A 22713-nucleotide genomic window follows, 5' to 3' on the forward strand; every position below is an offset into this window, starting at 1 on the left:
TGGAAGCCAATTAAGCCTTAATAAAAATCGAAGGAGGGAAAAATATTGACAAAACGAGGAGTAAACGGGTGGGGGAATACTCACCTTAAAGCCCTCTATCAATCCATAGGGACAGTTTTTCATTACCTCATGTTTTATCTTGTGTGTTCAGTCTTCAACTCTCCAATATTAGAAGCAATGGCGTTTAAGGAACTCCTCATACTGGTTGCGATAGCCATTGAAAACATTGATATCAACATCGCCATGGATGCCACGCACCTTACCATCAGGACTTAACTGCCAGTAAGCTAACTTGAAGTTGGGCTTATATTCGCCATAACGGGCTATCCATATGTGATAGTTATCGCCCAAATCGGGTGCCAATGGCATGTAACGGTTAGCAAACGACTGACTGATATAGAGTATCGGGCGATGACCCGTATGTTTAAATACCATAGACATCCATATCCTCACTTGTTTGAACAGCACTTCAGCACCTCCCATAGCATGAATTTGCGCATCAGTAGGCTCTACGTCGAGCACGGGGGGTAGGTCGCCTTTCCGGAATCGAGCTTTCTTTAAGAAGAAGTTAGCCTGCATATAGCCCGAAGACAAGGTTGAGAAGAAATGATAAGAGCCCACTCTAATCCCCTGCTGACGGGCTGCCAAGTAATCAGAATAGTAATAGCTGTTGAGTAAAGTTCGCCCTTCAGTTGCCTTAACATAGGCGAATGAGACTGGATAGTCAACTATGCCTTTCACCTTCTTATTGCTTAATGTACCAAGATGAGTGATTCTTAACTTGCTCCAAGCTATGCTGTAACGCTGCTCCCCCTTCTCATGTTGATGTTTAGAAAGGTCTATGCCATAGATACGATCAGCGTTGTAAGTGAGGCGTTCGCCCTTAAATACGTTGTTCTTCCACTCCCCTACCTTCAGAAAGTCATGTGGCGCAACATTGATACCAAAGCCATTTCGCTTGCCATCCTGCCAATGCCCATCATAAAAACTACCATCATTACCATAATACTGACCATATCCCTCAGCCTTTCCTCCTCGTTGCTCGCCAACGTAATAACCCGCAGAATCAATCAAAGCTCCTGCTGGAAAGCCAAGAACAGGATGCGAGTAAGCCTTGAAGTGACGCAAACTCTCTTGCATTCCTCGCTCTCTGCCGAAGCGTGAAGAGATCCTCCAAGGAGTCATACAATCAGATGTCTGCAAGCAAAGAGCCCATCGGTTTGATTCATCATTCAAGCGATTACAAACCATTATCTCGCCGGGCTTATACCATACACGTGCTGTGTATTGACTCAATTGACGGATTCGAAGACGTGCAGTAGGTTTTATATCTTGCAAAACGTGTATAATCCTTTGCAATGAATCTATCTGATGAACCACCGCTGTATGATAATCGGCAATCTTGTTATAACCATAGTCTTGCACACTATGAACACGCAAATAATAGGCAGTTTCATTGCGCTTGGACTGTAAACCCACTAACTTTATATCCATCTTCATCAATGCGTACATCAATACCTGACGCAACTTCTGATCCTTCAGATTGATAATTGTGGAAGGATAATGACGCCTTATCACAGCTATACGCCCAAAGCAAGAAGGCAAAATGGGGAGTTTATTCACCCAATAGCCCTCTGTTACGGACATACGTGAGCGTATAGAGTCACCTGGCAGACTACCATCTACAAAGGTGGAGTCGGTATAATTGGAGAAATAAGCTGCTGGTTTACCATCAACGTCCAACTGATAATAAGACTTTTCAGTAACATCTACGGCACATCTTTGTATATGTCTTCTTGTCAACGAGAGGTTACGCCTGGCAATAGATGACAATAAGAGGGCTACGAGAATAATACTTACACTCTCGTAAAAACTCCTGTTAAAGAACGAACGAAACATCTAAATAACCTTTAAAATATTTGCAAAGTTACAAATAATTATCTAACTTTGCGGCCAAGTTTATGAGAAAAACGACAGACATATTACTATCCCTTCTATTGTCAACGATGATAGTATGGATTGGTTCGGGCATCATGACAGTGGTGTGCGCACATACTGGCAATGTGTCTGTTGCTAAGATGGAGGATAAAGGTCATTGCAATGATAACGGTGTAAAAAATTGCATGAAGATTGAGGTAAAAAGCTTGTCGCCCACAGACATGGCGCACAATGACTTTTACCAGATTCAACCAATACAGCTTTCTCTTCTCCCACAATTCGTAAGTGATTGTCAATTATTGCCTTTGCCTGTTTTGACAAAGGCCCCAGAGAGGATATTGTCGTTGCTCTGGCATAGTCCGCCACGCCAATATCTCCGATTACTTACGACACTTATCATTTGATTTTTGGTTGTTTTCTGTTCCTCATGAAATGGGCAACAGAAGGTTTATCGTACCTGTTACACAAGTGTGTTCGGGTAAAAAAGCGTATCAGTATGTTTCCCATTCTGATACCAACACAGGCTTTATAAATTTTAAATAACAACTGGATATCAAACGAAATGAATAAAATTATATATTTAGCAGGACTGACCTTGCTGTCTGTCCTACCTGCTACCGCACAGGAAGCTGCTGTCGACACGACCGCAACCATGAAAGATCAGACATTGGATAACGTGACCGTTACAACGCGAAGAGCCTCTGTGCACTCATTAGCTGGAGCCATCAACGGTAAAGACATCCTACGTGACGAACTCTTCAAGGCAGCTTGCTGTAACCTTGGTGAGAGCTTTGTCAACAATGCTTCAGTAGATGTAAACTACTCGGATGCGACAACAGGAGCCAAACAAATCAAACTCCTTGGTCTTAGTGGTACGTATGTTCAGATGCTGACCGAGAACCTTCCAAACTTTCGTGGTGCTGCCCTCCCTTACGGTTTGGGCTATGTTCCAGGCAGTTGGATGAAGAGTATGCAGGTGAGTAAGGGTAATACATCTGTCAAGAATGGCTACGAAGCGATGACAGGTCAGATTAATGTAGAATACGTTAAACCTGAAGATCCAACAGGTATGAGCGTCAACCTCTATGGCAATACGGTGGGAAGATTCGAGGCAAATGCGGATGGTAACATTCATATCAATGGTAACAAGAACCTCAGTACGGAAATCCTTGCCCACTATGAGAACAACTGGCTACATCATGATGGCAACGGAGACGGATTCCAAGATGCCCCAAAGGTGAGACAATATAACCTGCAGAACCGTTGGTTTTGGAAGAAGGGCGATTATATCTTACATGCTGGTTTGTCGCTGTTGAAGGAAGATCGCGTGAGTGGTCAGACTCCTCATGCTGCTGCAACGAATCCTTATCGCATTGATATCGGCACCGACCGCTACGAGGCTTATATGAAACATGCCTTTGTTCTCAATAAGGAACACGCCACAAACATCGCTTTGATGGGTAATGTTTCTATGCACAAGCAGCAGGCGCAATATGGTATTAAGCAGTATGATGTCAACGAAAAGAATGCTTATGCATCACTTATGTTTGAGACAAACTTCACCGATGAGCACAATCTCTCTGCTGGTTTGAGTCTCAACCATGATTACTTGCATCAGACGCTGACACTCCCAGCAACGGCTGTACCTTCTGATTACGGTAATATCTACCCGCTCACACGTGGTATTGAGAGCGAAACAACACCGGGCGCATACGTTCAGTACACCTATAACTTGCATAGTCGCTTCATCGCTATGGCAGGATTGCGCGTCGACCATAGCAATGTTTACGGTACGTTCTTCACTCCTCGCTTCCACTTGAAATGGGTGCCAGCTGACTTCCTGACCCTTCGCCTCTCTGCAGGTAAGGGCTATCGCAGTCCGCACGCTTTGGCAGAGAACAATTACCTCATGGCTTCGGGTCGCCGACTCATCATCGATAAGCTTGATCAAGAGGCTGCATGGAACTATGGTGCGAGTCTTAATTTCAACATTCCAATAGGAAATAAGATGCTGAAAATCAATACTGATTACTATTACACGCACTTCCTTTCACAGATGTTGATTGACTATGACAGTAATCCACAGGAGCTACATATCACCAATCTCAATGGAAAGAGCTTCTCGCACACCTTCCAAATCGATGCTTCCTACCCTCTTTTCAAGGGCTTTGAACTGACGGCAGCCTACCGATACAACCTCGTGAAGGCGACGTATGGAGGAAAACTGATGTGGAAACCACTACAGAGTCGTTACAAAGGACTCTTAACGCTCAGCTATAAAACACCTTTAGGAGTTTGGCAGTTTGATGCTACTGCAGCCTTGAACGGAGGTGGTAGAATGCCAGAATCTTACACCTTAGCATCGGGCGAACGCTCATGGGCGGGCAGCTATAAAGCCTATGGACAGCTTAGCGGGCAGGTGACACGCTACTTCCGCCACTTCTCGCTTTACATAGGTGGGGAAAACCTTACCAATTATAAGCAGAAGAACCCAATCATTGGTTATCAAAATCCATGGGCTAACAGCTTCGAACCAACAATGGTCTATGGTCCTGTAGAGGGTGCAATGGCATATGTTGGTATCCGTCTGAACCTCGGTAAACGACAGTAAACATACATTTTTCACAATAGAATAACATAAACGACAACACAGAGAGACGTCTTGAAACACGCTTTCGGACGTCTCCCTCAAACAAAGAACAATTATGAAAAAAGCTATTTTCACAATGCTGATGCTCATGGTAGCCATGATTGCAACAGCCAAAGACATTAAGACAGTTATCTTCACAACTACTCCACAGATGCACTGTGCTAACTGTGAGGCGAAAGTAAAGAACAATCTCCGCTTTGCAAAGGGTGTGAAGGAGATTAAGACAAGTGTAGAAGAACAGAAAGTTTATGTAACCTACGATGCCCAGAAGACCAATGAGGAGAAGCTTCAGAAGGCTTTTGAGAAGTTCGGTTATAAGGCAGAAAAGACGACAAAGGAGGCTAAAATCCCTGTTCATGAGAACGAGGAGTGCGAGAATATGTAAGGGGCTGAACATGCAAATACTAAATTGTGATTCTCTGAACCCTATTATATAAATAGGAGAAAGGGGCAAACTTCAGCTGAGTAGTCTATCGCTACAGCATTCGAAGTTTGCCCCTTCGCTATTAATTTCTATCTGAAGAAATAATGACTGCTTCGTACTTTTGTAATAATAAAATCACAACTGTTTTTTATTCTACCCTCTTTTGCCTCTGAATTAACGCCCAATTAACGTGCAAAAGATGCCCTTTAAGCCTCTCACTAACGCCCTTTTGAACCCTTACTAAGCACCTTTTCAAATCGACCTTCACAACTACCTGACAGCAAACTACTTACAACAACACTTAAAACGTATATATTTTGCCCTTTTTCTCGCCTTATCGCCGAGAAGATTGTAATAATATTTCAAAGCTCAAAGTTCGATTTTTCAAACTTAAAGTTGCTGCACATTCTCTCATAGAGTTCACTGATAAACAGAAAAAAACAGCCCCGATTTGCTTGTATTGGAGACAAGGTAACATAAGAATGTGGTTTAGAGTAGAGCACAAGTTCCCAAGTTACTTGAAGCAATAAACCACACACCACGATAGTAATCATGATTCTGACCTACTGATGAGAACTCTGTTCGAATAATTATGAATTACAGATAATAACCTTCCCTTGTGAGCGATGATTAGCAACATCGCTCAGAGCCTCTTCTGCTTGTTCTAACGTATAGACATTACCTATCTCTGGGCGTATCTGACGAGCTTCAAGAATAGCTGTTGCGTTGCGTAACTGTGCGCCATCAGCGGTCACGAAGATGAAATGATAATGCTGATTTCGTTTGCTTGCCAACTTCTCATTCTTCATACCAACCAACTTAAACAGCCATTGCTTCCAGAGCGGCAAACCGAACGACTTAGCGAAACTGCCATTAGGCATACCTTTCAAAGAGACAAGCGTTGCACCTTCTCGAAGAACTGAGAAAAGTCTCGGTAGCTCTTTATCACCAAGCGAATCGATTGCACCATCAATATCCTTCAACTCTTTGGTGTAATCTTCTGTTTTGTAATCAAAATATTGGCTCACACCAAGTTCCATCGTGCGCTCTTTGGCTTTTGCACCACCACTGGTAATAACCTTCAATCCACGTGCTGCTGCCAAAGGGATAGCCATAGCACCGAAGCTACCAGAGCCACCAGAAATAAACAAACTATTCCCTGACTTTAACTTGAGAATGTCAAGCGCCTGCTCAGCTGTCAGTGCGGTCAATGGTACAGCAGCAGCCTCTATATCTGAAAGGTAATCTGGTGTTTTGGCAACTGCCGCAGCATCTACTGCAACATACTCAGCAAAGGCACCGATACGATTGATAGGAAGTCTACCGAACACACGATCGCCAACCTGAAAGTCCTTTACCGACGCTCCAACCTGCTCTACCACACCAGACATCTCATTTCCAATGGTCAATGGGAAGTGGTAAGGTACAACCATCTTCACATCTCCATGTGCAATGAGCAACTCTAATGGGTTGACAGCAGCAGCCTTTACCTTTACTAACAAGTCGTTATCGCCCACCTTTGGCATTTCTATATCACGTAAGGCAACCTTAACATCACCTTTCTTATATCCGTCTATCTGTATTGCTTTCATATCTTTATACTATTTAAAAAACTCTATTGCTTCTGGAACAAACACCTCATGGTATTGGAAAACACCTCCATGACCTGCATCTGGATAAATCGTCAGATGAGCATTGGGCAGTCTTTCTGCTAAGTCATACGAATTAGGCGTAGGGACCATTCTGTCATTATCACCATTGACAACCCATACAGGAATCTTGATTTTCGACAAATCGTCTTTCTCTCGGCTGCCCCATACGTCAATGGCTCTTAGCTGTCTTTGGAAAGAAGAAAGCTTTATCTTGTCATCTTTGTCCTCTGTACGTGCAATGCGCTTCAGAAAGTTATTCGCTGCTTTCTTGCCTTGCTCAATCATAGGGAAGAAGAGATAATACTTAGGGTCACGACCAGTGAGGAAAGCCCTGAACATATCCCAATACGTAATCTTCGCTACATTCTTTATGCCTACACCACCAGCGCCGCCTGTTCCTGCAAGAATAGCCTTCGTGGTTAAGGCTGGCGCACGAAGCAAAACCTGCTGTGCAACAAACCCACCCAATGAAAATCCAAGAAGACGAATGTCTTTAAGACCATAAGCCTCAGCAAAATCAATCACGTCGTCTGCCATTTCCTCAATCGTAAGACGTGACTTGCCAGTAGACTTACCAACGCCGACATAATCAATTCCAATGACATTGAAATGTTCTGCCAACCCATCCATTATTGCTGGGTCGAAATTATCTAATGTTGCTGCAAGGTGATTGAGACAAAGAAGTGGAGGATTTTTCACATCACCTAACTGTCTGTAGGCTACTTGCTCTGTCTTTACTTTTAATATTTGAGTCGTAGTGTTTGAATAACTTGTATTTACCATACCTATTTAATCTTTTACCATTTTATCCATATTCTTAGTTCCCCAGTCAAATAAAGCATCAAGCGGACCAAGAAACGAACGTCCTAATTCGGTTAGACCATACTCTACTCTCGGTGGAACTTCTGGATACACCTTGCGGTTTACCAGTTTGTTCTTCTCCAGATTCTTCAATGTTTGAGAGAGCATCTTCTGTGAACAGTCGAGCATATACGAATGAATCTCTGAATAACGCATCTTTTCCTTACCCGCTTTACCGAGTATATAGAGGGCTAACATTGACCATTTATCACCAATGCGAGTAATCACTTGACGAATTGGACAAGCCGAATATCGTGAATCAATCTCTTTACTAATCGTCTTCATACCTGTAAAGTTACACATTTCCAACGAATAGTTGCATACTTACCATTAGAAAGTTACTTAAAAACATTTAACCCTTATCGCTCATTAGAGCCTAAACAGATTTTTGTTTTATTATCGAACAGATTGACTGCCTTTGTAACGCAAGCGTAGCGGGCTACGTTAACTTACAAAGAAAGAAAAGATGACAACAAGAAAATAAAAGATGTTAGGAAGCAACATATAAATAAGAATTATGTTGTTTCCTAACAGATTATGTGTGTTAATTATTTCCTTTCTCTATTCTTACCCACAACTGGAACAGTGCTGGAACAAAGATACAGAGTGAGAAGAACAGACCTCCGTACATCATGCGGTCGTTGCCATGGAAGAAGTCGATGAGTTTTCCATCGTTCATCTGTGGCATGAGGTTGAACATTAGATAAGCCACCGTATTGTTCACCCAATGAAATACGAAACCTGGCAGAATACTCCCCGTTTTTGAATAGAGCCAACCCAATAGCAAACCAATCAAGAAAGCGTGTAAGCCCTGTGCTAAATTGAAATGAATAATACCGAAGATGAGGGCTGAAACGACAATGGCTATCCATCGTTTGCGTTCGCCTAACACGTTTTGCAGTACGCGCTGAATTGCACCTCGGAAGACTATCTCTTCGGCTATTGGCACCATTAAGCCCAAGGCAACATAGCCCCAAGACACCTTCATGATACTTTCAAACATCTCTTCTGTGCCCGCTGGCATCGTTAGATTAATCTTCTCGGCAAGGAATTGCAGCGGGAGTATCGAACCTAAAGCTATGAGAGCCGACCACATGAGGACAGCCCAAGGACGCGTCTTCAAATAGTTACCTGATACAGGTGCCCACTTTGTAGCGATGAAAAGAATTAAAGTTGCAAGACTACTGATGACTGCCGTTATGGCAAGAGTCTCACCATTTTTAGTCAGATAATCCCCATCAGCAGCCTCTGTCCCTCCAAGTAGGCTTACAAGCTCCTTACCTCCTTTGAAAGAAAGACTTTGTATCAAGATGAAAAGTGAAACAAATAAGATGACATAGAGCGTTGCGCTCAAAACGTTTTTATTGTTCATTTCTGCGAATCTTAGGGTGTATTAATAATATTCTCTTGTATGTGATAAGTCTCATCAAACAATCGATTGATTTGCTCTTTGTCTTGCTTCAGCTGTTGTGCCAAGGCTTCTAAAGAGTCAAACTTATGCTCGTCTCTTATCTTACTAATGAAACTTACAAGGAGTTCCTGTCCATAGAGATTTCCTGTGAAATTAAAGAGATTGACCTCTATCGAGGTGGTTGTGCCATTGAAAGTAGGCCGATGCCCAATGTTCATCATCCCTCGCTTCCATTCGACAGAATCCTTCAAGCGCACCATGACCGCATAGACACCACTTGCAGGGAGCAGCTGTTGGCAACCATTCACATCGAGATTGGCTGTAGGGAAACCCATCTTGCGCCCATTCTGATAGCCACTCACGATGCGACTCTCTATCGTATAAGGATAGCCTAAAAGGCGGTTGGCTGCCTCAATATTACCCGCGCGGAGGTCGTTTCTGATGACAGAAGAACTCACTTTCTCATCATTTGGCAGGAAGGCATCTGCACGAATGACCTCAATACCCATCTCCTTACCATACTGAACATAGTCTTCAAAAGTTTCAGAGCGGTTATGTCCGAATCGGTTGTCGTAGCCAATGATGAGTTTCTTTACATTCAGCTGTTTGCACAACACCTCTTGCATGAAGTCATGAGCTGAGAGCGCAGCCAACGAAGCATCGAAATGCAGTACGAAACTATTGTCAATATGTGTCTTTGAGAGCAGTAATAGCTTCTCATCGAGTGTTGACAGCAGTTCTGGTTGGTAGTCAGCCTGCAGCACCTGACGCGGATGTCGGTCGAAGGTGATGACTGCCGATGCCATTCCAGACCGTTCAGCCTCGTCAATGACACGACTAATCAGGAACTGATGTCCACGATGCACCCCATCAAAGAACCCTATGGTTGCAACCTGTTCTACTAATTCATGCGCCTCATCTCGCTTAATATATATTGTATTCAATCCTCTTGTCTTATAGTTCGTTTACTTCCTTGTAAAGGTATTTTTATTTCCCTGCAAGCGGTGTTAAGCTCTCTGCAAAGATAGTCTCACCTTGTTACGAAGCCATTTTTACTTTCTTGCAAAGGTACTCCAAATCACCCATAAACCCATGTTTGGGTAAACAAAATGTGTTAAAACATTAAATTTCCTTATCGTCCTTTCTCCTTTTTCCATTTATTTCATTATCTTTGCAGCCGAATTCACGAAATTCAGGACTTGTAGCTCAGTTGGTTAGAGCAACAGACTCATAATCTGGAGGTCCCTGGTTCAAGCCCAGGCTGGTCCACAAAGGGAAAAGAAGAGCTTTACACTATGCTGTAAGGCTCTTTTTTGTTGGTAATCAAGTAGTTTCATCAGTAGGTTATGATGGCTATAACGGTTCATTTGTTGTAAAATCCCTCTATCTTCTCCTTAGTTTAGAACGTACATATCACGCTATTTTGAGCAAAATTTCAGCTAATTTATCCACTTGTTGACCTCCTGTTGACCCGAGGTTGACCCGAGGTTGACCTCAAAACGAGAGATTATGCTGACAATTAAAGCAGAAATTCAGAGAGACAAGTTAAGGCAAGATGGTAGTTACAATGTCCGCATCAGATTTACGAAAGATCGTAAGGTAAAACGTATTTCCACAAGTCTGTTTGCAACAAAAGCCGATTTAACTGACAGGTTTACTATCAAGGAAGATTCTCTTATCAAACAGGAAGCGGACATACTTATCCTGCATTACCGTAAGATGTTTAACGAAATGCACTTGGAGACAGAGGCGCTTGATGTAAACGAGATTGTAGCCCGACTGACCAGCAGGGAGGAAAGCGATAAGCCTGTAGATTTTATCCAGTTCGCTAAGGGATGGATTGCCAATTCCACGTTAAAGGGAGCAGTCAACTACACCTCCGCACTTAACAGCCTCATCCGTTTCAACAAAAGTGATAAGCTGTACACACATCAAATTACAAGTGAATTCCTGCAAGAGTTTATGGCATTCTTACTCAATGAAAGCAAAGAACGAGCGGAACAATTGAAGAAGAAAGGCAAGCGTGTTCCCTCCACTCGCAGTACCTCCCTTTACTTAATGAGCATTCGTAGATTGTTTAAGGAGGCTGTAAAGCAATACAACAAGCCAGACCAAGGGCTAATCCGTATCAGGAACACCCCATTTGTTTATTTCCAAATCCCCAAACAGGAAGCAACACGAAAAAGAGCTATCACAGCAGAATTAATCCGTAAGATAGAGCAGTTACCGTATCAGACAGTTTATAAAGGCATACATCACACCAACCGCTTCAATCTCGCAAAGGATTGTTTTATCCTCTCATTTTGCATGATAGGAATAAATTCTGTGGATTTATTTAACGCAACCGAATATGATGGCAATACGATTACTTACTATCGTACTAAGACGAGAGACAGGAGAATGGATAAAGCTAAGATGATAGTAACAGTTCCTAAGATGTTGCATCCTTTGTTTGAGAAGTACAAGGATACAACAGGCAAACGGATATTCAATTTCTACCAGAATTATGTCAATGAGAAAGCCTTTAACAAAGCCATCAACAAGGGATTGAAAGAGATTGGTAGTATTCTTAAAATTGAGGATTTAGAATATTATGCTGCACGCCATTCTTGGGCTACCATTGCCCTTAACAAGGTCGGAGTAAGCAAATACGTGGTACACGAAGCCCTCAATCATATTGACGAATCTATGCGAGTAACCGACATTTATATTGAACGTGACTTCTCGAATGAGAATAAGGCAAATGCAAAAGTCGTAAAATATGTGTTTGGGAAATAATGTGACAGAATATAACGAAAAAAAGTTTTATACCCCTTGTTTAGAAAATGTCACCCAAAGAAAACTCCATCGGCTCTAATGCAGGTGGAGTCTTTTTATTACCTTTGCAGGGTATCAAAAGATAAAGGATATGACATTTGAGATTAATAAAACAGAATATATTGCTGTTATAGCTGGAATGGACTGTTTACCACGTATCAATGAGGACGAAATTATAGATCCCTCATATATCGAACTGGCTCAAAAGGCAGCGACAGATCATTTTGCTAATAGATTTTCCAAGTTATTCAAGGATAATCAAGAAAAGTACGAATTATTCCTTGGAAATAATCATATTCAAAAGCAACTATCGAAATGGCAACTTGACCCTATCAAATTCTGGTATCTACATTTGTTTATCATCGATTATGCAACAGATGCCTTTAGAAGTGTCACCATATTTGAGGAACTAAGCACAAAGCAGTATATTGAAAAACTTATCAAATCCTTAGAAAAAACAGATATAGAGAATTTCTGTCTCGATATAAGGATTAATAAAGAGAAGTTGTCAACTCGAAATCCTTGGGTAGGTGAAGCCTTACTTTCTGCTCTAAAACAAGATTTCCCATTTGACTGGGTAAATAATAATACGTTTGTTTCTAAAGATATCAAAGAGGATATAGAACGCTACACAACTGCAAGAATGAAATTTTCCACAGAATTATACAGCCACTTCTTTGATCAATATCTTCACAAATCACAACGAGGTAGAAAGTCCTTTATAGGTAAATTCCTTTACTTGGCTGATTTGACAAGGGATGAACGTTATTGGTATGGATGTAAACCAACATTAGAGAAAGTCTGTAAGAAATACGAAATTGCCCAATATCAAAAGATTATGGTTGAGGGAGTAGAACATATTGCCATACCATTTGATGTGGGAAAGGATTTATCAGACCACATAAAGAAATGTACCATGATTCCCCAAGTACGCCATTCTTTCTACTTTTCTCCAGTTGACGAGTAAGTAACTATCATCCATTATTTTAGGTTTTAGGGAATTTTCCATTGTAAAAAGTTCCCTAAAACCCTCAAGCCTTTTTTACTTTCTTTCTCCTTAATTTCCCCTTACCTTTGCATCGCAATCACGAGACAAGCGCGCTGTCTAAGTGATTGTGAGGTAACAGGTTCACCTCTGATGTAAGAACCTTAAAGACAAAGAAGATGAATAACAAAACTTTAGACCTAAGAATAGATAACGCAGAGACATCTGCAAGTACAGGAACTCAAAACAACAAAAGCATGAATAAAGGAACATTCACATTACCGACTTTACAGAAAGCACAAAACCAGTATGACAACATTGGAGCTTACAACCAACTGCAAGCAATGATGAAAGCAGGACAGAAATTATCTGTCAAGTTCTATACAGGGAAGGGCAACAAGCCATGTGCTTGGATTGAGAGTAAGCAAGTGACAGGATTTAGGTACGAAGTCAAAGACACAAGTTTTAAAGGTTTGATGAACTACCTCATATCAGGTGAGGTTGCTGATTTTGACACTTCACCTATGGAAGCTCAACCTTTGAAAGAGGAAACCAATTATGCCCTCTTAGTGCTGAAGTTGATGCTGGAAGAACACTGGGGTATCCAGTTCACACCTCTTTTTAGAGAAAGATCTAATTATATAACTGCCCAAAAGGTGTTGAGGAAAGGAACAATATACTTCCAAATCCCAAGAACTGATGAGAATGTAGAGCTACTAAGAGATTACGATGTAACTATCTAAATAATAACAGGAAGAGGGGGGAAGCTCCCTCCTCCATAAAACAAGAAATTATGAAAAAAGAAATTACTATTTCAATGAGCTATGGCAAGGTACAACATCTTTCAGAAGTCCTGCCACTGATTCCAACTAACACAATCCTTTGCAAGACACTTACTGGCATAGGAGCAACTTACGGAGAAATTCGGTCTGCCCGAAACTCTATCATCATAGAGCCGAACAGACCTGTTATATATGGGAAGTGTCGTGCCCCAAAACATAAAAATGACAATCTGTTTGGAGTTTACGAGGGCATCTATACCCAAGACATTGTTAACTACATCATCAAATCCCAAGACAGGAACAAGAAGATAAAGATACTGACCACTCCCGAGAGCTTCTACAAAGTGAGAACAGCATTTGAACAGATGGGGATAGATATTCGGACAGACGGTTATTTCCTATTGTTCGATGAGTGCCAGAAGATTGTTAGAGACTGTGGCTATCGTAAAAACATATCACTGCCAATGGATTTCTTCTTTGAGTGTCAAGACAAAGCTATGGTTTCTGCTACACCTCCATCAGAGTTTGCAGACTCACGGTTTGAGAATTTTGATATTCTCATCATCCATCCCGACTTCAACTACAAAAAAACGATAACGGTTTGTACCACCAACAATGTACTGGAGAGAACACGGCAGTTGTTACTACAACTGGACGAGCGACCAGTTTTCTTTTTCGTAAACTCCACAGACATTATCCTTGCTATGATGGAACAACTTGGATTAAGGGATCAATCAGCGGTGTTCTGTTCTGCCGACAGTGTGGATAAACTGAAATCACAGAAGTTTAGCAACGCACACGAAAACTGGGAGAAGAAATACATGGCAAAATACAACTGGATGACAAGCCGTTTTTACAATGCTATGGATATAGAGTTGAATGAAAATCCAAATGTTGTGATGATTACCGATTGTTACACCGCTGATTACACAATGATAGACCCTTATATGGATGCAGTGCAGATAACAGGGAGATTTCGTAATGGAACTAACGCCATCTACCATATCAGTAATTTCGATAAAAGAATCCCAATAAAAGACAAGAAGAGCATTATCATACGGTATCAATGCGATAAGGAAATATATGAGAACTTTAGAACATTCAAGAACTGTGAAACAGATATCAACCGAAGGGCGGCTTTCAATGATGCTATGAATGTGTTGCCTTACAACAGATTCCTTAACGATTACAGCAAAGAGGATGCTTTCAAGATAGACAACTATATCCACGAAGAATTGGTAAGGGTGATGTACCATGATTATACACGTCTCTATCAAGGATATAATGAATGTGGATATTTTGAAGTAACCACCTCAAACATAACTTATAGATACGGTGATTATGATCGATTGAAAATTACAAATAATACTTTACCTATCAAAGATATACGGAAACGAATTGTAGACCAGTTGGAAGCTCTAAAAGAAGACGAGACAGAAATGGCAATGCAATACCGAGATGAACTTCGTCACATAGATTCTTTCATTGTAAAAGCATGGGAGGTGTTAGGGAAACAGACGATTGAGGAACTTAATTATAATTCTAAATCAATTAGGGAGAAGATAATACTTACCTTACATGAGAAAAAGGCTAAATCTTCAGATGTAATTAGAATGATCTATAATTCGTTTATTTCAAGGCATTGGTATGCTTCTTCTTTTATAAAGCAAGAGCTAAAGCGAATTCACAATTTATTAGGAGTTCCCAAGAGTAAAGCTATCACTGCAAAAGATATTTGTCAATACTTCGAAGTTACAGAGAAACGGAAAGCAAAAGAAAGAGGTTATTACCTCATCAGTCCAAAATTTACTACAGAATGAAAACTATTAGATTAAGATTACTCTTTATAAAGAAACTATCATCCAAATACAATGTGCTCCCTCACATTGAGGATGGATAGAATCACATTGTGCAAGAAGAGATTATGACGAAGATTATGGTAGAGCCTATTATAGGTTTTGAAACATCTGAATTTACTGAATTTGTCAGAGAATACAACTCAAAAGGTTAACATAGAAAATAGGTGATAAAATGTCTAAAAGTGTACAAAGAGATTAGTAAAGTCAAGATAAGGAGAAATACACAGAGATAGTTCAAAAAGGCATAAGTAGCCAACAAGTGAACAGATATGGACCAGAGTCAAAAAGGACTTTTATGATATTGCAAACCATGTTCGTTACTAAATCTATATATAGCTGCCAAACGAGAACACCCCTCCTCCTCTTCTAAAATGTAGATGCTGTAATAAAGGGGATATCCCACTATATACGTCATCCTAAAATATGCCCCTCTTTTGCTATGTCCTCCCTTTATCATCAGAACATAGGTGCTTTATCATCCAAGCATCAGTTATGCAAAACTCACACACAAAGGCATACCCACTTTGTCTCCCCCTCCACACAAAACAAAGGGAAAAGAAAAATAGCAGAGGTTTCTACAGTGAAAAATAGGCTATGAATAAACCTCTATATAATCTTAGGGGATTTATGATGTGTAACAGGCTGGAAGTTGGAGTAATCCGCTTTCGGTCTGTTCTCATTTATGCCTATTTTCAATCAATATTCACTTAATCATTTACAGTTATGAACAACGTAACATTAATGCCTGCTGTTGTGGCACAAAACAACAGAAACTTTGATTTCAGCGATGCAGAGGAAGCCGTTATCATAGAGGACACCCCAACGGAGGGTAGCAGTGTTTCTTTCCTCGAAGCCAACACCAACGCAATCTCACTTGATGAACTTGCCAGTACGTGTGTCGTCCCAACTTGGGGTAATCAAGAACTGACCATTGCACATCAAGACTTTATTAACTGTGTACATGATGCTGCCAAAGACTTCTATCATGGCGAGCAGATAAATACTCCTGCTATCCGTGTTTCTCATATAGTAAGAGGTAGAACACCTAACGCATTAGGCAAGAAAGCGTCAGAACTCTTGGAGTGTGAAAAGACACAGTTCTATCAGCGTATGGCGTTTGCTTTTACTATCCCAACGATTTATGAAACCTTGAATGGTCAGAAGCTTGAACTTTGTGTGGGTGGAGTGCGTAATTACAACGACCTCAACCTTTATAGGGCAAGTAAAGGTGTAGAGAAGTTCTCTATTTTTGTAGGCTGGAGAGTAAACGTGTGCAGTAACCAAGTGCTAACAGGTGATGGTGTCAAACTATCTATCGAGGTAATGAGCATTCGTGACTTATATAAGAGTGTGATGGAGTTACTCTACCACTTTAATCCAGCTAAGGATATACACCTAATGCAGACTCTCTCAAATACTTCTCTCACAGAAACACAGTTTGCACAGATAATAGGCAGAATGAGAATGTACCAAGCCTTACCGCAAGGATATACCAAACAGATACCACGCTTGCTGATTACGGACAGCCAAGTGAACAGCGTATGTCGTGGCTATTACAGCAATCCTGATTTTGGTGCCAACGACGACAGTCTGTCTATGTGGGACTTCCACAATCTGCTTACGGAATCCAACAAGGGAAGTTATATTGACACCTACTTGCAGAGAGCGGTAAATACCACGGAGGTAGCGGTTGGCATCAACAATGCCCTACATGGTGATGAGAAATATAAATGGTTCATTGGATAAGTGAACTGTTGATTGAGAGCGGGGAGACATTCTGCAATGGGTGTCTCCCTTTTTAATTGGTAAACTATACACACAACACGATGAATAAAGAGATAGACAAGGCTCTACACCTTATATATACTTTACAGGAGCAGTTATGCAATATGCCACACAGAGAGGGCTGTCTTAAAATGCTATACCAGATAAGAAGCCTTATGGAGGATTTCGACAGTATGCTGACACCAGACCAACGCAAATACGGTATATACAGCAATGCTTATAAGGAGATATTCGCTAATGGCACAGGTCTTTCGCAATACGACAAGGTTTGTGCAACCATCTGCGAGGAAGAATATGCAGAACTGCCATTTTAACAACAACTTATTCATACATTACAACTATGGACATGGATTTCAAGGTAGCAGAGGTAACGCTACAATACAAACCGACCTGCAAGAAACAAAGCAAGGTTTTTGGTTCAGAGGAAGCATATAATATCTTACTTCCTACATTCAAAGAGGGAACAATAGAGTACAGGGAATATGCTAAGGTGTTATATCTCAACCAAGCAAATGAAGTTATTGCTTATAACACGATTTCAGAGGGAGGACTGACAGAAACTGCCGTTGACGTGAGGATAATACTACAAGGGGCATTACTGACCAATGCCACGCAGATAATATTTGCTCACAATCACCCAACTGGTAACTTAAAGCCCAGCCCACAAGATGATATGCTTACAAGAGAACTACAGAAAGCTTGTCAGATTATGAGGATACGGTTTACTGACCATATAATCATGTCAGTAGATAGCTATTACAGTTATCGTGAAGAAGGGAGGATATTGTGATGGAAACTAATTATGTCGTAATTCTTGATTTCAGTACAGCAACTGTAATTAAGATACATCTATCGAAAGAGCAGATTGAAGAATCCTACAGATATAATGATTTTGAAGAATTCCTCTTTACACTTGAACCCAAATACGGCTTTCAAGTAAAAGACTGCTGTTGGATGATGTGTGAGACATTGAAAGAGGAAAACTACCTCTGATTATATTCACTAATAGAGAAAGTGAACGTTATTCTGATAATCAATCACTTAACAAAGGGGCTGTCAGAATTATGTTCACTTTCCTTATAAACCCAACATAAAAGAATATTATTATGAGTTTGAAATATAGCAACACAACGGCAGACTATCTTGAATGGTCAGAAGCCATGAACTTAATACGTAGACTGACAAAAGACAAGAACTATAAGATTTCGCTTCTTATAGCGATTGGTTGTTTTACAGGATTAAGAATATCTGATATTCTAACCTTACGATGGAAGCAGATACTTGGTGTTTCAGAGTTTACTATAACCGAACGTAAGACAGCTAAGCAGCGAACTATACGCCTTAACAAAGAACTGCAATTGCATATTAAAGACTGTTACGAGCATATCAATCCTCTTGGCATTGCAGCTCCTGTCCTTGTTAGTCAGAAAGGTACAGTTTTCACCGTGCAACGCATCAACGTAATACTCAAAGAACTCAAACAGAGGTACAGACTGAAAATAAAACATTTCAGCTGCCATAGTTTGAGAAAAACATTTGGAAGACAAGTTTATAACATGAATAGTGACAATGCAGAACTGGCACTGATCAAGCTAATGGAGCTTTTCAACCATTCATCTGTAGCTATTACCAAACGGTATCTTGGATTACGTAAGGAAGAAATCTTGGAAACCTACGACTGTCTTACATTCTAAGCAATGACTTTTTTCAGAGAATAATTCTTTTATACACCCCATACTAAAAATGTCATCATATGCTGAATAACAAACAAAAAACACCCTTAAAATAGAAAAATCACTCTGTTATACAAACTTTTTGCAAGAAAGAAACATTTAATAAGAAAATTTATCTATCTTTGCAGTGAACTTCCAGTACGTCTGTGTGTAGATGTGCGTTATAAAGAGTTCAACTTTTAAAAGAGCGTTTTGATATTATCCTGTTGAGAAATCTGGACAATTTCTGTAACTGGGGATAGTGGCAATAACGCTCACGCATGGGATTATTGTACCCTTAACTAAGGGAATAATATACCTCAATGCGTGGGCTATTGTTTATTATTCAGTTACAGGCAGTCCAGAGCCTCTCGACAATAATAACAATAGTTCCCACGCTTTTTCCATTTACCTAAATATTAACCGCTTACTTCTGGGAAACAGTGAGCACAAGATACAAAATTATGAAGTGGTTGACTACCATTATTGTTGTAGCTATCATTGCTGGAATCTTAGGTGCACTAAACTCCAAGGATGGAGAAAAAGGAGAAGGATTCTTTTCTGGTGCTCTTGCTGGAGGAATGGGCTGTGGTTATGTTATCTTCGAAATATTTTTAGTCGTAGGTGGATTGATACTTTTATTTAAACTCTTCGGCTTTTTATTTGGATAAACAAATACAACAATTTCCTGCTATGAAAAAAGGGATATTTAACTTACTATCTATGAGTATATTATTCTTTGCCAACCAAGGGTATGCTCAACAGATTAATTCACATTTACAAGCTAAATCCACCTTACAAAATCATGTCAGTTCCATTTTAAAAGAGAATATCAAAAAGATAGATGCTATTAATGGACAGATAATAATAATGGATTGTAAGTCTGGAGAGATTAAGGCAATGGTAAACTTGATGAATACTAAATCAGGAATCAAGCCAGCAATAAGACAATTGTCAGAACCAACTGCCTTAATGCGTACAGTTTCATTATTAGCAGTATTGGAACAAGGTAAGGTAAACCTGAATGACAGTATTGATACTAAAGCAGGAATGCTTGATATAAACGGCTATCTGCTAAAAGATTACAACTGGCTTAGAGGAGGAAATGGAAAGACAAGCGTACAGCAAGGCTTTTTGTTATCATCAAACATCGCTACATACTTAACAGTTAAGCAAGCATTTGGCAAGGAGTATGACAGGTTCTATAAAGCCATTACCAATATGGGCTATGGTTTACCACAAAATAGCTTCAAAGCAATCTTACCAAATCCCTACAATGATATTTCTCTTGCCAAGTTTGTAAATGGAAAGAATCAGCAGATATCACCTTTACAGATACTTACATTTTATAATGCCATAGCCAATAATGGTAAGATGGTAAAGCCCACTTTTCATAAGAAGGATACTACCATTATAAAAGAACAAATAGCAAGCAAGGAGAATATTGCCACTATCCAGCAATTACTTATACAAAAAAGACTTACTACCAAAGTCTTCTCTGATAAAATCCCCATTGTGGGAGAACAAGGAGTTGCCATTGTAAAGGAAGATGGAGATAACACAGTTTACTGCTTACAGTTCTGTGGCTACTATCCATCAGACAATCCACAATACAGCATCATCGTTTCTTTGAATAAGAAAGGATTATCAGCAAGTGGTGGAATGGCAGGAGAAATAACAAAACAAATAGTAGAAACAAACAACTTTTTTTGATAGTATGAATATCTATTTAATAAACCCTAAGTGGATTGATTCCACTAAATTTCATAGTTTTCTTGAGATATTAAAGGTAAAAACAATAATCAGTTTTATAAACGAGGAAGATTACACTAAAAATTTACTGCCCAAATATACAGCAATAAAAGTTCTTGATTTCGCTAAGACTCCATTAAGGATGTATGGTAATAACTTTGAGTATAACAAAAAAATAGTTGATAAGTTCTTACAACAGGCTGTATATGAGTTTATTAGCCCATTCTCCCAATTAGCGAAAGATACTAAAGGGAAGATTTCAATATGCAAAGTAAACGATGCATATAAGCAAAGCACATTTAATAACCCTATCTACAATATTGAAAAACTTAATGATCCTAATATGTTGATTCTTTATAATAGTTATAAAAATGAGCATCCTTTGTATCGTGCTGTAGCAAGATTCAAAAGATATGCTTTTAGCATACTTGACAAATATTGTCCACAATTTGATTATAAACATAGAATCGCATTCGTCAGTTTTGATGAGTTCTTATTTTCTAATAGTGTATTCTCTAATAGTGTAGGAAATTCAGATTATTTCTTCAGGACAAAGTATTATTCTATATATTCAGCAAATAAAATAGATGATTTATTCTGTCCAATGCTTGTTTATCTAAATCTGAAGGCAAATCAAACCCACTATAAAGAACAAACACTACAAGAACTTTTCTTGCGGGATGGTGCGAAACGAGCTATGGAGAAATTTGTTATTGAAAGCCGTGATGCAGAATTACTAAGCAAAAGTTGTAGTTATGATTGCGATGATTCTAACGATTGGGGACAAGAGGGTGAGTTAGAATATATATATGAGAATGGCGGAGATTGGATATTAGATTAACAAATAATATAAAATATATGAAAAAGATAGAAACGCAAGAAGGTGTTTACATCATTCAAGAGAGGGAACACTATGGCATCATCAACGAAAATAATACCATAATAATTCCTTGCATATATGAGTCTATAGAATATATTCCTACTGACAACATATATCTTATAAGATTAAATAAAAAGTATGGTGTTCTGAATACCAATTTTAAGACTATAGTTCCACCTGTTTACTCTGGATTATACCTATGGGGGAAAAAGTTTATTGCAATCATTGCTGGTGGACTTTCTGAAAACTTCAACTGGCTTTGGATTTATCAAAAAAGAAAAAGTCACAACGCTTTTTATAATCCTAAATATTCACTGTTAGATAAAGATGGACAAGAAATCTTCCATCCACGCTATGACACAATTACACCTGTTGACGAATCATTTGCTACAGTAACACTTGGAGATTATATTGGCTTGATAAATAGTTGTGGAATAGAAATTATCCCTCCTATATATGATATGGAGAAAGATTCTATGATAGAAAAAATAGCAAATGGAATCGAAGAACTAAAGGGTCGAATTCATAATAAAAGCAATAGATATTATCGCTGGGAACTTACCGATGGAAAAATAAGAGAAAAGAGAATATTTTGTTTTTCCCAAGGGAATACTTTATACGTCATGGATGAAGAAGGCACTGTTTTTGGTAGTCAACAATACTTAATCATCCCAAGGTTTGATAAGACTGATAGTATTTGTAATAAAGACATCATAAATTTGTTAAGTAACAATGATACAGAAAAAATACGCAAACAGGATTTTGATTTTAGCAACATAGAACTATTCCGATAAGGATCTCCCAATTAAGAGGGTTATTTGCACCATTTGAGCAATCATTTGGTGCTTTTTATTTTATTCTCTTGCAACTCTCAAAAGAAAAGATTATATTTGCAATATAAACGAAAAAAAGGAGGACTAGTAATGAGTACAAATAACACCACAACAAGCACATCCTCTTTGGAAATCTCAAAGTGGTATCTTGCTTTAACTCACTCATGAAGAGCTCATAACCTACAAATATGTACTTGAAGCCAATAAGCAACAGCGTGTCAAAAATATGATAATGTTGATAAATTATTTGCTTCCTTATAATGGAATATAGGTTTAACACAATTCTAGTTTTGCCAACCTATTATTTCAACATAAAAGGAAATAAGGTAACACAAATATTGTTGGGAATGTTTTAATATAAACCTTTAGAGA

General features: G+C 39.4%; 22 protein-coding genes and 1 tRNA gene. 17 read left to right on the forward strand and 6 right to left on the reverse strand.

The features are described from left to right. Positions 1-168: 168 nt before the first annotated feature. Positions 169-1899, reverse strand: a complete 1731-nt coding sequence (locus tag HMPREF0659_RS11100; RefSeq protein WP_013265515.1) for a GH25 family lysozyme — start codon at positions 1897-1899, stop codon at positions 169-171. Positions 1900-1961: 62 nt separating this feature from the next. On the opposite strand from HMPREF0659_RS11100, the gene HMPREF0659_RS11105 reads away from it, so the two are divergent. From HMPREF0659_RS11105 to HMPREF0659_RS11115, 3 genes are all read left to right on the forward strand, one after another. After that, on the forward strand, positions 1962-2342 hold the full coding sequence (locus tag HMPREF0659_RS11105; RefSeq protein WP_044046116.1) for a hypothetical protein: 381 nt from the start codon (positions 1962-1964) through the stop codon (positions 2340-2342). A 158-nt stretch (positions 2343-2500) separates the two neighbouring features. Beyond that, positions 2501-4549: a TonB-dependent receptor plug domain-containing protein gene (locus HMPREF0659_RS11110; protein ID WP_013265726.1), complete on the forward strand. Its 2049-nt coding sequence runs from the start codon at positions 2501-2503 to the stop codon at positions 4547-4549. Between the two features lie 94 nt (positions 4550-4643). Further along, positions 4644-4973: a heavy-metal-associated domain-containing protein gene (locus tag HMPREF0659_RS11115; protein WP_004359287.1), complete on the forward strand. Its 330-nt coding sequence runs from the start codon at positions 4644-4646 to the stop codon at positions 4971-4973. 629 nt (positions 4974-5602) lie between these two features. Here HMPREF0659_RS11115 and HMPREF0659_RS11120 read toward each other — a convergent pair. The 5 genes from HMPREF0659_RS11120 to HMPREF0659_RS11140 form a co-directional block, all read right to left on the reverse strand. Further along, positions 5603-6604: an NADP-dependent oxidoreductase gene (locus HMPREF0659_RS11120; protein ID WP_013265509.1), complete on the reverse strand. Its 1002-nt coding sequence runs from the start codon at positions 6602-6604 to the stop codon at positions 5603-5605. A 9-nt stretch (positions 6605-6613) separates the two neighbouring features. After that, positions 6614-7447 carry an alpha/beta fold hydrolase gene (locus HMPREF0659_RS11125; protein ID WP_013265617.1) on the reverse strand — a complete coding sequence of 278 codons (834 nt, stop codon included), beginning with the start codon at positions 7445-7447 and terminating at the stop codon, positions 6614-6616. A 6-nt stretch (positions 7448-7453) separates the two neighbouring features. Then, positions 7454-7810, reverse strand: a complete 357-nt coding sequence (locus tag HMPREF0659_RS11130) for a winged helix-turn-helix transcriptional regulator (RefSeq protein ID WP_044046210.1) — start codon at positions 7808-7810, stop codon at positions 7454-7456. A 259-nt stretch (positions 7811-8069) separates the two neighbouring features. Next, a complete protein-coding gene (locus HMPREF0659_RS11135; protein ID WP_013265293.1) occupies positions 8070-8897 on the reverse strand; it encodes a CPBP family intramembrane glutamic endopeptidase in 828 nt (275 codons plus the stop codon). A gap of 11 nt (positions 8898-8908) precedes the next feature. Continuing rightward, positions 8909-9880 carry a bifunctional riboflavin kinase/FAD synthetase gene (locus HMPREF0659_RS11140; RefSeq protein WP_013265403.1) on the reverse strand — a complete coding sequence of 324 codons (972 nt, stop codon included), beginning with the start codon at positions 9878-9880 and terminating at the stop codon, positions 8909-8911. A 251-nt stretch (positions 9881-10131) separates the two neighbouring features. Between HMPREF0659_RS11140 and HMPREF0659_RS11145 the strand changes: the two genes are divergently transcribed. The 14 genes from HMPREF0659_RS11145 to HMPREF0659_RS11210 all read left to right on the forward strand — a co-directional run bounded on the left by HMPREF0659_RS11145 (position 10132) and on the right by HMPREF0659_RS11210 (position 22302). Beyond that, positions 10132-10205 (forward strand) — tRNA-Ile (locus HMPREF0659_RS11145). Positions 10206-10445: 240 nt separating this feature from the next. Further along, positions 10446-11714, forward strand: coding sequence for a phage integrase SAM-like domain-containing protein (locus HMPREF0659_RS11150; RefSeq protein ID WP_013265058.1), 1269 nt, complete (start codon positions 10446-10448; stop codon positions 11712-11714). Positions 11715-11844: 130 nt separating this feature from the next. After that, positions 11845-12720, forward strand: coding sequence for a hypothetical protein (locus HMPREF0659_RS11155; RefSeq protein ID WP_013265168.1), 876 nt, complete (start codon positions 11845-11847; stop codon positions 12718-12720). 197 nt (positions 12721-12917) lie between these two features. Further along, positions 12918-13481 (forward strand): hypothetical protein, encoded by a 564-nt coding sequence (locus tag HMPREF0659_RS11160; RefSeq protein ID WP_013265116.1) that lies wholly within the window; start codon positions 12918-12920, stop codon positions 13479-13481. Between the two features lie 50 nt (positions 13482-13531). After that, complete coding sequence (locus HMPREF0659_RS11165) at positions 13532-15340, forward strand: hypothetical protein (protein WP_013265592.1); 1809 nt, start codon at positions 13532-13534, stop codon at positions 15338-15340. Positions 15341-16102: 762 nt separating this feature from the next. Beyond that, positions 16103-17125, forward strand: coding sequence for a DUF3871 family protein (locus HMPREF0659_RS11170; protein WP_044046117.1), 1023 nt, complete (start codon positions 16103-16105; stop codon positions 17123-17125). Positions 17126-17205: 80 nt separating this feature from the next. Then, a complete protein-coding gene (locus HMPREF0659_RS11175; protein WP_044046118.1) occupies positions 17206-17478 on the forward strand; it encodes a hypothetical protein in 273 nt (90 codons plus the stop codon). 26 nt (positions 17479-17504) lie between these two features. Next, complete coding sequence (locus tag HMPREF0659_RS11180) at positions 17505-17954, forward strand: JAB domain-containing protein (protein WP_013265835.1); 450 nt, start codon at positions 17505-17507, stop codon at positions 17952-17954. Further along, entirely contained in the window at positions 17954-18157 is a 204-nt protein-coding gene (locus HMPREF0659_RS11185) for a hypothetical protein (protein ID WP_013265489.1), read from the forward strand. Before HMPREF0659_RS11180 ends, HMPREF0659_RS11185 begins: the two co-directional genes overlap by 1 nt. A 113-nt stretch (positions 18158-18270) precedes the next feature. Beyond that, the gene (locus HMPREF0659_RS11190; RefSeq protein WP_013265900.1) at positions 18271-18858 is read left to right on the forward strand and encodes a tyrosine-type recombinase/integrase; all 588 of its coding nucleotides are present in this window, start codon (positions 18271-18273) and stop codon (positions 18856-18858) included. 482 nt (positions 18859-19340) lie between these two features. Next, positions 19341-19547, forward strand: a complete 207-nt coding sequence (locus HMPREF0659_RS11195; protein WP_013265808.1) for a hypothetical protein — start codon at positions 19341-19343, stop codon at positions 19545-19547. A 22-nt stretch (positions 19548-19569) separates the two neighbouring features. Beyond that, positions 19570-20589, forward strand: a complete 1020-nt coding sequence (locus HMPREF0659_RS11200) for a penicillin-binding transpeptidase domain-containing protein (protein ID WP_044046212.1) — start codon at positions 19570-19572, stop codon at positions 20587-20589. Between the two features lie 4 nt (positions 20590-20593). Next, positions 20594-21469: a hypothetical protein gene (locus HMPREF0659_RS11205; RefSeq protein WP_044046119.1), complete on the forward strand. Its 876-nt coding sequence runs from the start codon at positions 20594-20596 to the stop codon at positions 21467-21469. A 17-nt stretch (positions 21470-21486) separates the two neighbouring features. After that, positions 21487-22302, forward strand: a complete 816-nt coding sequence (locus HMPREF0659_RS11210; protein ID WP_013265304.1) for a WG repeat-containing protein — start codon at positions 21487-21489, stop codon at positions 22300-22302. Positions 22303-22713 lie beyond the last annotated feature (411 nt).

This window comes from Prevotella melaninogenica ATCC 25845, from assembly GCF_000144405.1.
Taxonomy (GTDB): domain Bacteria; phylum Bacteroidota; class Bacteroidia; order Bacteroidales; family Bacteroidaceae; genus Prevotella; species Prevotella melaninogenica.